The organism is Anaerorhabdus sp., assembly GCF_036657415.1.
Lineage (GTDB): Bacteria > Bacillota_I > Bacilli_A > Erysipelotrichales > Erysipelotrichaceae > Anaerorhabdus.
Genome location: NZ_JAVXGL010000062.1, coordinates 1 through 11,375 on the forward strand (window position 1 = coordinate 1; position 11,375 = coordinate 11,375).

The 11,375-nt window shown below is 32.5% G+C and carries 11 protein-coding genes and 1 riboswitch; of the genes, 2 read left to right on the plus strand and 9 right to left on the minus strand.

From position 1 onward, the window contains the following. The 9 genes from RSB60_RS08665 to RSB60_RS08705 form a co-directional block, all read right to left on the minus strand. Positions 1–294: hypothetical protein (locus RSB60_RS08665; RefSeq protein ID WP_332615770.1), on the minus strand; the 294-nt coding region annotated here is incomplete at its 3' end. 74 nt (positions 295–368) lie between these two features. Then, positions 369–444, minus strand: a riboswitch (cyclic di-GMP riboswitch). Between the two features lie 72 nt (positions 445–516). Continuing rightward, complete coding sequence (feoB, locus tag RSB60_RS08670) at positions 517–2,517, minus strand: ferrous iron transport protein B (protein WP_332615772.1); 2,001 nt, start codon at positions 2,515–2,517, stop codon at positions 517–519. Then, the gene (locus RSB60_RS08675; RefSeq protein WP_323381700.1) at positions 2,514–2,738 is read right to left on the minus strand and encodes a FeoA family protein; all 225 of its coding nucleotides are present in this window, start codon (positions 2,736–2,738) and stop codon (positions 2,514–2,516) included. The genes feoB and RSB60_RS08675 overlap by 4 nt, the downstream gene beginning before the upstream one ends. A gap of 103 nt (positions 2,739–2,841) precedes the next feature. Beyond that, a complete protein-coding gene (locus RSB60_RS08680; RefSeq protein ID WP_332615774.1) occupies positions 2,842–3,294 on the minus strand; it encodes a DUF3021 domain-containing protein in 453 nt (150 codons plus the stop codon). Position 3,295: 1 nt separating this feature from the next. Next, a complete protein-coding gene (locus RSB60_RS08685; protein ID WP_323381698.1) occupies positions 3,296–3,736 on the minus strand; it encodes a LytTR family DNA-binding domain-containing protein in 441 nt (146 codons plus the stop codon). 91 nt (positions 3,737–3,827) lie between these two features. Next, a complete protein-coding gene (gene abc-f / locus RSB60_RS08690; RefSeq protein ID WP_332615776.1) occupies positions 3,828–5,366 on the minus strand; it encodes a ribosomal protection-like ABC-F family protein in 1,539 nt (512 codons plus the stop codon). A gap of 347 nt (positions 5,367–5,713) precedes the next feature. Further along, complete coding sequence (locus RSB60_RS08695) at positions 5,714–6,334, minus strand: DUF975 family protein (RefSeq protein WP_332615778.1); 621 nt, start codon at positions 6,332–6,334, stop codon at positions 5,714–5,716. A gap of 137 nt (positions 6,335–6,471) precedes the next feature. After that, a complete protein-coding gene (locus RSB60_RS08700) occupies positions 6,472–6,798 on the minus strand; it encodes an inorganic pyrophosphatase (protein WP_323381694.1) in 327 nt (108 codons plus the stop codon). A 98-nt stretch (positions 6,799–6,896) separates the two neighbouring features. Next, the gene (locus RSB60_RS08705) at positions 6,897–7,493 is read right to left on the minus strand and encodes a TetR/AcrR family transcriptional regulator (protein WP_323381693.1); all 597 of its coding nucleotides are present in this window, start codon (positions 7,491–7,493) and stop codon (positions 6,897–6,899) included. Positions 7,494–7,616: 123 nt separating this feature from the next. Here RSB60_RS08705 and RSB60_RS08710 point away from each other — a divergent pair, with 123 nt between their 5' ends. Beyond that, positions 7,617–9,812 carry an ABC transporter ATP-binding protein gene (locus tag RSB60_RS08710; RefSeq protein ID WP_332615781.1) on the plus strand — a complete coding sequence of 732 codons (2,196 nt, stop codon included), beginning with the start codon at positions 7,617–7,619 and terminating at the stop codon, positions 9,810–9,812. Beyond that, the coding region (locus RSB60_RS08715) for an ABC transporter ATP-binding protein (protein ID WP_332615783.1) at positions 9,799–11,375 on the plus strand (1,577 nt) is incomplete at its 3' end. The genes RSB60_RS08710 and RSB60_RS08715, both read left to right, overlap by 14 nt.

The following is an 11,375-nucleotide window of genomic DNA, read 5'->3' on the forward strand; positions in this document are numbered from 1 at the left end:
TTGAATAATTAATTTACCCTTAACGTTTACACCATCTAGGGTTACATCCCCTTCACCCACACTTTTATCAATTGTTAAATCTCCATTGAATGTTGTGTTTTTGATAATAACGTCCGAAACCGTAATGATACCTGAAGCATAACTTGCTTGTTCTTCATACGTTTTTCCTTCATTAAATGTCATTAATGTGGGTTGTGCTGTTTCTTGTAAACTCTCATCTTTTTTTGGTGAACAGCCTGTAAGCATGCTCATTGCTAAGATGGCGCACAACAATGTTGTCGTTATTTTCTTCATATACTCTCCCTTGTACAAATAAAAATGCATAGCCTTTTAGACAGAGCCATGCATACTTCAATAGTACAAAGTTTTATTGCAACTGGCTGCCATGTTAAAGGCCCTTTAGTTTTGTGTCATCACCTTTCGATGATTTTACCTATTTGGTTTTACTAACACATAATAACACTTTTTTTTATCATTTTATAGTACTAAGAAAAAAATGGTATAAAAATACCACTTTTAGAATACAAGTTTTGCAATTTGATACACAATGAATGCCATAATATAGGCTACACCTGTTTGAAAGAGAATACTTTCTAAGGTAAATACCCAACTCTTACTTTCACTTTTTATTGTTGCGACAGCTGCCATACAAGGACTATATAATAAGGTAAATGTCATAAACGCCAATGCACTTGCGTGTGTAAACACTTGTGCAAGAATTAAATCTAGTTGTGCTGAAGTTGCTGCATTATAGACAACTGCCATACTTGAAACAACACTTTCTTTCGCAATAAATCCACTCATTAATGAAATAACTGATTGCCAGTTACCAAATCCTAGCGGTTTAAATATCCAAGCAATTGTTTGTCCAATTCCACCAAGAATACTTAATTCTGGATTATCTACCATTTGTAATGAAAAACTAAAACTAGTTAGAAACCAAAGGAGTACTGTCATCGAGAAGATAATTGTACCTGCTTTAATTAAGAACCCTTTTGCTTTTTCCCACATATGCATCATTGTATTTTTGAAAGATGGAAAACGATAAGGCGGAAGTTCCAAGATAAATGTAGAACCATCACCTTTAAATATTGTTTTTCGCAAGAGTAATCCACAAATAATCGCTACAACAATACCCAATACATACATACCAAATATTGCGACATTAGCATTATTAGGAAAGAATATCCCCGCAAATAATGCATAAATCGGTAGCCTTGCACCACATGACATAAATGGTGTTAGCAACATTGTCATCTTACGGTCTTTCTCATTTTCTAATACACGAGTTGCCATAACTGCTGGAACTGTACAACCAAATCCCATAAGCATTGGAATAAACGCTTTTCCATTTAATCCGATTTTTCTTAGCATTCTATCCATTAAGAATGCAGCACGTGACATATATCCACTATCTTCTAGAATTGATAGAAATAAGAATAACAACATAATTTGTGGCATAAATGATAAGACACTTCCAACACCACCAATAACTGTTTCCACAAGATTAATTGACCACCCACTGGCACCAAGTCCAACAAGTGAAACTGATAGCCAAGCACTGAAAGTTTCAATACCTAGTTCTACAAATCCTTGAAGCGTTGATCCTAGCCAACCAAATGTAATTGTAAAAATTCCAAACAAGATAACAAAAAACATCGGTATCCCTAAATATTTATGAGTTAAAAGACTATCAATTCGATCTGAAGCTGATTTCATTTCAGATACACATGGTTTACATAGACTCATTGAAACAATACGTTCTATTTCAGCATAACGTGTATCTGCAACCGCCATATCAATATCTCTTTGGTTTTTAATTACGCAAAAATCTTTTTGAATATCTTCTAGTGCTTTATATTGTTCTGGTGTAAAATCAAATTCCTTTTTTATTAATTCGTCATTTTCTAGTAATTTAAACGCATAGAACTTTTCATGAGTTCCATCATGTTTCTTTTCTTGAATCAGTGAAATAATTCTTTTCAATATTTCTTCTGTTTGAACATCATAAGTAAATGTTGAAGAATTTGTATTATGAATAAGACTATGAATTAATTCATCCATACCTTGACCATTTCTTGCACTAATTGGTACTACTGGTGTATTAAGTTCACGCGATAACTGTTCAATATTTAACTCAATATCTTTTTGAATTAATTCATCCATCATGTTAACCGCAATAACCATAGGAAGTCCTAATTCTTTAAGTTGCATACTTAAATATAAGTTTCTTTCAAGGTTAGTACCATCAACAATATTAATTATCAAGTCTGGATGTTCATCCATAATATAATCACGTGATACTACTTCTTCCATGCTATAGGGCGACATACTATATATTCCTGGCAAATCTACCAGTGTAATTTCATGTTCCTCATAGGTAAATACGCCTACTTTTTTCTCAATCGTTACTCCTGGCCAATTTCCTACATGTTGTTTCGAACCAGTTAGTTGATTGAATAAGGTCGTTTTCCCACTATTTGGATTTCCTACTAAAGCGACTGTTTGTTTTATCATATTGTTTCCACCTTAATCTTTTTGGCTTCATCTTTTCGCAATGATAATTCATAACCACGCAAATGAATTTCAATTGGATCTCCCATTGGAGCTACTTTCTTTACTCTAATAACCGTATTCGTAGTAATTCCCATATCAATTAAGCGTTTACGTATTGAAGATTCCCCTTCAATTGATATTACTTTTACATGTTGATTAATTGCACAGTCAAATAGTGTCATAAATACCTCCCATAAACCCTAAAGTTAGTTTAGACTAACCATATAGTAAAATCAAGTCATTTTTTAAATAAACATTAAAAAAACTATCATTTATCATGATAGTTTAATTTGATTCTACTTTTTTATTCATTTTTTTAATTTGATGATAAATTGAAATATATTGTGTTATCCATATAAATAGGTAAATCGCAAAGAAGATTCCAAAGTAGATAAATATCGATTTAAAATTGTGATCCATCCAATAACATAAATAAGCTACCGGAAATGTTACTAGTGAAGTTACCGCAAGATGACTAATTGTTTGTTTTGTCAAACTCCAGCGATCTAACTCAAAGATTAAACTAGCCATTCCTAATGTTGCCCCATACACAATGGATAATAGTGTTTGTACAACCACTGCATTTAGCTGACCACCCATTGACATTATCATTTCTAAAGTCACTGGATAATACATTCCATCATTTATTGTTAATGATATAAATAGAGGAATAATAAAACTTAAACTTATTCCGCCCAATGAACCAATTATCGCATAAATCAAACATTTCTTTTTCATTTTATACACCTAGCACTTTCCTTATTGTAGAAACATATCTTCGTGAAACAAAAGTTGATACACCGTTTTTTAGAACTACATGAATCGTTCCAGTAATACTAAAATCGAATTTTTTTACCATACTTAGATTAATTAATTCAGATTGCGATATTCTAATAAATCGGTTTCTATTTAATTTTTCTTCACATTCATAGATTCGATAGCGTAGTTTATATTCTCCATCTTTAGTTTCCGCCAGTATTTTGTTATTTGAAGTATAGATTCTTATTATATCAATTGGTTCTAGAATAACTGCTTCATCTTCAATAAATCCCACTAATGTTTTTAATGATTCCTTTTCTAATTTGCGTACTATGTCATTGACTTCATCATCAATTTCTTTTGCCGTAATTTGCACTTCTACTTCTTCGCAATCACTATCTATATTTAATTTAAGTTTCATATCCACACCTCTTGTTAGCCCTAGTATATGAAATTCTTCTTTTAATTACTATCTAAAATTAGTATTCGGTTATTTTGCCTTAGCATTCGGCTTAAAGATGATAGTAACGTACTTGCAATTTATTGAGAAACATACGGTCATGACTTATTACAATAATTGTCCCCGCAAAGTTAAGCAACACTTCCTCAATGATTTCGCAACTCAAAATATCTAAATGGTTAGTAGGTTCATCTAAGACAATACAGTTACAGCCCTTCAACATGATTTCGAGTAGTTTTAATCGCACTTGTTCCCCACCACTAAAACTAGAAATATAGCGATACATATCTACATGATAAAAACCAAATCGAGCTAAATAACTACGTGCCTTTTCTTCCTCAAGCTCACATACACGAGTAAAATAAGCCAATAAGCGTTCTTTATCATTATCAAATCGTAATATTTGCGGAAGATAACCAACATCTACAGAAGGTCCAAATTCAATACTCCCTTCTAATGGTTCTATTTCATGCAACAGTGTTTTAAGTAGCGTTGTTTTCCCTTTACCATTTGGCGCAACAATCGCAAAACGTTCTTTTCTTTGAACAATGAAATTCAAAAGAGTAGATAGTGGATTATCATAACCTATCACAAGGTCTTTAGCTACCACGACATCCTTGCTTCCAACTTGTGTACTCTTTATTTTAAAGTCTAATTGATTACGAATTTCAATCGGCTTTGGTAACTTTTCTATTCGTTCTAGTTTCTTTTCTAATGCTTTGGCACGTTTAAATAAATCTTCGTTATCAGATTCATTTCCCCATTGACGATATCTTCTTATTGCCAATTTAATTTTTGAAATTTCTTTCTGTTGTTCATTATAATCCAATACCAAACGCAGATAACGATCGTGCCTTTGTTCACGGTAGCTATCATAGCTACCATAATAAGTAACAACTTGACCATCTTCTATTTCATAGAACACAGAAACAACATTCATCAAAAACTGCCGATCATGCGAAACAATGATAAGAGTTTTATTTATTGAACGACAATAACTTTCTAACCATTCTATTCCATCCATATCTAAATGGTTTGTCGGTTCATCTAAACATAAAACCTCATAGTTTTGAAGCAATAATTGAACTAAAACAATTCGTGTTTTTTGTCCTCCACTCAATGTATCAAAAGATTGTTCAAGCGCATCAAAAATTCCCAATCCCTTTGCATAGGCTTCTAGTGAATTTTCTAATTCATAACCACCTGCATGTTCAAACTTATCTAATGTCTTTGAATATTGATTCATGACCTCTTCAAATGTATCTAAGTTACTCATTTGTGACTCAAGTTCTTTAAGTTTTGATGATGCCGCAAGATAATCAGAAAATGTCGACATGATAAATTCTCTACTTGTTCCTGTAAAATGTGGGAATATTTGCATCATGTACCCCACTGTCATTTCCCTAGGAATGAAAACTTCACCTTCTTGATAATCTTCAACACCTGATATTATTTTTAATAGTGTTGTTTTTCCACAACCATTTTCTCCAACAATTGCAGACTTACTTCCTTTGATAATTTCAAGTGAAAGATCATTTAAAACAACTTCACCTGTGTATGTTTTTAATAAATTATTAATTTGTATTTTCATATTTTCCTCCATTGTATTTTTGAAGGAATTGCATAAAAAAAGCTTAGCAATAAAACCAAGCAGTGTTTTTAACGATAGCTACAGTTTCATTTATTCCTTCTATTTTAGACAGACTCGTCCCTTGTATAATGGAAGGTTTTTAAATGTGATTGTACGACAAAAAGATACAAACTTATGCACAATATTTTCAATCATTTGTTTTTTGTCAATACATAGTAACATCGTCTTTCACCACCTTTAACGATATTTTAATTATAGCCAAATAGTATTGAATAAGTCAATCTCATAATAAATAAAGAATTTAAAAAGCAAACGAAATTAATAACGCTTGCTTCATTTGTATACTATTAGATGACTTCGGTAGGTTCAACATTAACATCTACACTATCTTTATTTCCATTTACCAATGTACGATAGAAATTCGCCTGTGCTGCGCCAATATACGGTCCAACATAAAGCAATGCAATTCCTAGTGTGATAATGCAAAGAATGAACCACCCAAAGAAAGATAAATGCATACAGAATAAATCCAATTTATTGCCATACATCATCTCTTTACTTTTGGTAATTGCATCAATGGGTGATATAGTTGGATCTTCCGCTAAAATATAGAAGGTCATTGAATATGAATATATTTTTATGATTCCTGGAATAATTAATAAAAATGACCAAAGTGTTACAAAGATAACCATGCACAAGTTAGCTACGATAATTCGTCCATAATCATTAAATCCTGCAAGCACATCACTTACCTGAATTTCTTTTCGGTCAATAATACTTAAGTAAATAAGAATAAATCCTAGTTCGAGTGCTGGTAAAATTAAAAAGAAATACAATTGTTCAAACGGTGACCCAATTCTATTTAAAGCATAAGAAACAATTCCAGTGAGTAAAGTGCATGTTGCCAATACTCCCATGTTATTCTTAATTTGAGCTTTTGCTCTTTGCATAATTAGTCTAATATCCATATTGTTCACCCTAAACAAAATTTCCTTGAATTTATTCTACCACGGATTTAATTAACTACATAGTTCACTATGAATAATCTACACCCTATTATTCATACGTTTATCAAAAAATTAAAAAAACTAGCTCAATTAATAAACTAGTTTTCCATAATAATTTTTGATATAAACCATTGTTCTTGAAACCATGTTTCCTTCTCTATTTCTTCTTTTGTAAATTTCTTTCCCTTAGGCGCAACAACCCATTTTTCTTCTACATCATCTTTACGGTGAATAATCGCAATTACTTCACCCTCAAAAGAATCAACTGGCTCATTAACACCTAGGATATACACGTCTTGAAATTCACCATCACCAGCCATAATGCCTTCTACATATCCATAATTAATTGGATAAATAAATGCATACACTGGATGTTCACTTCCAAGTGGACGATCAACCGTTACTTTTACTAAATCTCCTATCATCTTCTTCTCCTATAAGAAAATACTTATTAATCCCGCAAACATTGATAAAACCATGCAGAATATAACAAATAACAATGTATACTTTACGACTTTTTTACTCATTCCTTACCCACCTTTTTCATCATAACTGTATCAAGAATTCTAAAATATTCAACTTCTAAATTAAATTTTGTGCCTGGATGGGTAGCCCAAACTTGTGATATTCCAATCAAAACGCAAAAAGCGGCATGCATCAAATTCTTTGGATCTCCCATATTTTCAATCTCGCCACGTTCTTGTGCTTTCTTAATAAATCCCATTTGCATTTCTAAGAAAGGTCTTTCTTCATTAAAATCTTCGCGTTCTTTTTGTTCATCAAAAGATACTGTCAAACGAGCAACTAATATCTTCTTCACTATATCTTTACCACATGATTCAAAGTGACGTACGCGTTTCTTAAGTATTTCACAATATTGTTCATATGGACTATCAATCATCATTATCTTTGCAGCTTCATCAGAAGATAATTCTTCTGGTAAGGTCATAACAGTTTTAAGTAACCCCTCTTTAGATGCAAAATAGTAGTAGAAGGTATGCTTCGATATTCCACTCTCTTCACAGATGTCATGAATCGTTACATTATCAAAACCGCGCTCTTTAAAGAGCTTCAATGCGATTTTGCGAATTTTGATTTTAGTGCTATTATCCGGTCTCATCGTGCTTACCTCTAAACGCAATATACCACAAACGTATAACTTGCGCAACATTTAAATATAAACTCGTTTACATTTTTATATTACCGTGGTAATATAATCTCACTCTAAGGAAAGGAGTGTAACATGTTTAAATTATTATTAAAATATTGTAAACCTTACATTCTATCAATACTTTGCATACTTGCATTGGTATTTGGACAAGTTCAAGCAGAATTAGCTTTGCCTGATTACATGTCTAAAATCGTTACCGATGGTATACAATTTGGCGGTATTGTAAGTAGTGCACCAGATATTATGAGTGAAGATACTATGAATAAAGTTCTTCTTTTATCAAATAAAGAAGATAAGGCAGTTATTCAATCTTCTTACACTCTAGTATCTAAAAGTGATGAAGCCGTACTTAAAGAGTATCCATCACTTAATGTCGATCAATTTTATGTATTAAATAAAAATGACCGTTCAAAAGTAGAAAAAGTCATCGCAAAGCCTTTACTTCTTATTCGTTCATTATCAAGTGAAGAAGTTATTAAAAAAATGAATTTGCCTGCAGGCATTGATATTTGGCAAGCAATACAAGCTAACCCAGAAATGCTTGCTACAATGGAATCAAAAATTGACCAAGGTCTCGCAAGTTATTCTGAAGAGAATATGCAAAGTGCTGCGAAAGTAATGGTTAAACAAGAATATCAAGCATTGGGCATTAATACTGACTCGATTCAATCTAACTATATCTTTAAAGAAGGAATGATTATGTTGGTAATCGCCTTAATCGGTGCAGTGTTTGCTATTGCTGGTGCTTTCTTATCAAGTAAGACAGCTGCAAAAGTTGCTCGTGATACCCGTAAAGATGTTTTCACAAAAGTTGAATCCTTCTCAAGTAATGAGTTTGGTAAATTCTCAACATCATCATTAATTACTCGTACAACAAATGATATTCAACAAATACAACAAGTATTTACTATGATGCTTCGTATTGTTTTATACGCTCCTATTATGGGAATTGGAGCTTTATTAAAAGTTGTTCAATATCCTAGTATGCTTTGGATTCTAGGACTCGTTATCGGAATTATCATGGTTGTGTTAATCACAACATTCACAATTACTCTTCCTAAATTTAAAATCATCCAAAAATTGGTTGACCGCTTAAATTTAGTTATGCGTGAATTCCTTGACGGTATGCTTGTCATTCGTGCTTTCAACACACAAAAACATGAAGAAAAACGTTTTGAAAAAGCTAATACTGACATCACAAAAGTAAATCTATTTGTTAACCGTACAATGGCAAGTGTAATGCCAGTTATGAACTTTATCATGAGTTCAGTTATGGTTCTAATCGTTTGGGTTGCCGCAAAACAAATCGATATTGGAACAATGGATATTGGTTCAATGATGGCCTTCTTACAATATACAATGCAAGTATTGATGAGTTTCATTATGGTATCTATGATTGCAATCATGCTACCTCGTTCATCTGTATCTGCTGTTCGTATCCTTGAAGTACTTAACACAAAACCAACAATACATGATCCAAAAAATCCAAAACCAGTTCCATCAACAAACGAAGAGATTTGCTTCAATCATGTTTATTTCAAATATCCTCGTGCAGAAGAATATGTGTTAAAAGATATTAGTTTCTCTGCAAATCCTGGTGAAACAGTCGCATTCATTGGAAGTACTGGATCAGGTAAATCAACATTAATCAATTTACTTCCTCGTTTCTTTGATGTTACTGAGGGTGAAATTACTTATGGTGGTATAAACATTAAAGACTTCAAGCAACATGACTTACGTGATCGTATTGGTTATGTTCCTCAAAAAGGAGTTTTATTCTCTGGTGATATTGAATCAAACTTAAGATACGCTGATGAAAATGCTAGTGAAGAAATGATTCAAACCGCTATTGATATTTCACAATCAAAAGAATTTATCAATAGTAAACCAGAAGGCCTTCAAACACCAATTTCTCAAGGTGGTACAAATGTTTCTGGTGGTCAAAAACAACGTTTATCTATTGCACGTGCTATTACGAAAAATCCAAGCATCTATGTGTTTGATGATTCATTCTCAGCACTTGACTATAAAACAGATTCAAATTTACGTGCTGCATTAGGTCACTTTACCGCAAAAACAAAAAGCACCGTATTCATTGTTGCACAACGTATTAGCACAATTTTAAATGCTAATAAAATCATTGTATTAGACCAAGGACAAGTTGTTGGTATTGGTACACATAGTGAATTATTAAAAACATGTGAAGTTTATAAAGAAATTGCATATTCTCAATTAAGTAAGGAGGAACTAGAACATGGCAGACAATAAAACAGCTGTTCCTCAAAGAAAAGGTCCAATGGGAGGACCTGGTGGTCCTGGTGCAATGATGGGTAGTGGTGAAAAAGCTAAAGACTTTAACAAAACAATGTCTACCTTTATTCAATACTTAAAACCTTTCTATGTACCTATCTTCGCCGTTCTCTTCTTCGCAGTTGGTAGTACAATATTTACAATTCTTGGACCTAAAATATTAGGTAACGCTACAAATGAACTTGCGACTGGATTAATGAGTAAGTTTACAGGTGGTGCTGGGATTGATTATGCAGCTATTGGAAAAATACTATTATTTCTATTAGGAATTTATGTATTGAGTGCATTATTATCTTATGCTCAACATTGGATTATGTCAGGCATTACTCAAAAAGTATCTTTCAATCTTCGTAAAGAATTATCTGAAAAGATTGATCGTATGCCCCTTAAATATTTTGATACTAAAACACATGGTGAAATTTTATCGAGAGTCACAAATGATATTGATACAATCTCACAAAGTTTAAATCAATCTTTACAACAAGTATTAACATCAATGGTAACTATTGTGGGTATCTTAATAATGATGTTAACAATAAGTTGGGAAATGACTCTCATGGCATTAGTGGTTATTCCATTATCTGGAATAGCTGTTAGTACTGTGGTTAACCGTTCTCAAAAATTCTTCAAAGCTCAACAAACGATTCTTGGAAACGTAAATGGACATGTTGAAGAAATGTATTCAGGTCACTTAGTTATGAAAGCATTCAATGGTGAAGAACGATCTATCAATGAGTTCACAGTTCTTAACGACAATCTATTTAATGCTGGATGGAAAGCTCAATTCTTCTCAGGATTAATGATGCCCATCACAAGTTTTATTGGTAACTTAGGCTATGTTGGTGTTTGTATTCTTGGTGGATTCCTTGCAGTAAATGGACGTATTGATATCGGTAATATTCAAGCATTTATTCAATACGTAAGAAGTTTCAACCAACCTATTACTCAAACAGCTCAAATCATGAACGTACTACAATCTACTGCTGCTGCAGCTGAACGTGTATTTGAATTCTTAGATGAAAATGAAGAAATAGAAGAAACAAAAAATCCAATTTCAATTTATGCTGAAAATGGAAATCTTAAAATCAGAGGTGAAGTATCTTTCGAAAATGTTCACTTTGGATACAACCCTGATAAAATTATTATTAATGACTTCAGTGCTTTCGTTGGAGCTGGTAAACAAGTTGCTATCGTTGGTCCAACTGGTGCTGGTAAAACAACAATTGTAAAACTATTAATGAGATTCTATGAATTGAATAGTGGAACAATTTATGTTGATGGTCATGATATTAAAGAATACTCAAGAAATGACTTAAGAAGTTTATTTGGTATGGTTCTTCAAGATGCATGGTTATACAATGGTACAATCATGGAAAACATTCGTTATGGTAATTTACACGCAAGTGATGAAGATGTCGTCAAAGCTGCAGATGCTGCTTATGTTGATCACTTCATTCGTACACTTGAAGACGGTTATAATACTGAGATCAACGAGGAATCTACAAATATATCTCAAGGTCA

Bases quoted from the DNA above. Each gene is read 5' to 3' on its own strand.
- RSB60_RS08675 (WP_323381700.1), bottom strand. From the start codon at position 2,738: ATGACACTATTTGACTGTGCAATTAATCAACATGTAAAAGTAATATCA.
- feoB (WP_332615772.1), bottom strand. From the start codon at position 2,517: ATGATAAAACAAACAGTCGCTTTAGTAGGAAATCCAAATAGTGGGAAA.
- RSB60_RS08710 (WP_332615781.1), top strand. From the start codon at position 7,617: ATGTTTAAATTATTATTAAAATATTGTAAACCTTACATTCTATCAATA.
- abc-f (WP_332615776.1), bottom strand. From the start codon at position 5,366: ATGAAAATACAAATTAATAATTTATTAAAAACATACACAGGTGAAGTT.
- RSB60_RS08700 (WP_323381694.1), bottom strand. From the start codon at position 6,798: ATGATAGGAGATTTAGTAAAAGTAACGGTTGATCGTCCACTTGGAAGT.
- RSB60_RS08705 (WP_323381693.1), bottom strand. From the start codon at position 7,493: ATGAGACCGGATAATAGCACTAAAATCAAAATTCGCAAAATCGCATTG.
- RSB60_RS08695 (WP_332615778.1), bottom strand. From the start codon at position 6,334: ATGGATATTAGACTAATTATGCAAAGAGCAAAAGCTCAAATTAAGAAT.
- RSB60_RS08680 (WP_332615774.1), bottom strand. From the start codon at position 3,294: ATGAAAAAGAAATGTTTGATTTATGCGATAATTGGTTCATTGGGCGGA.
- RSB60_RS08685 (WP_323381698.1), bottom strand. From the start codon at position 3,736: ATGAAACTTAAATTAAATATAGATAGTGATTGCGAAGAAGTAGAAGTG.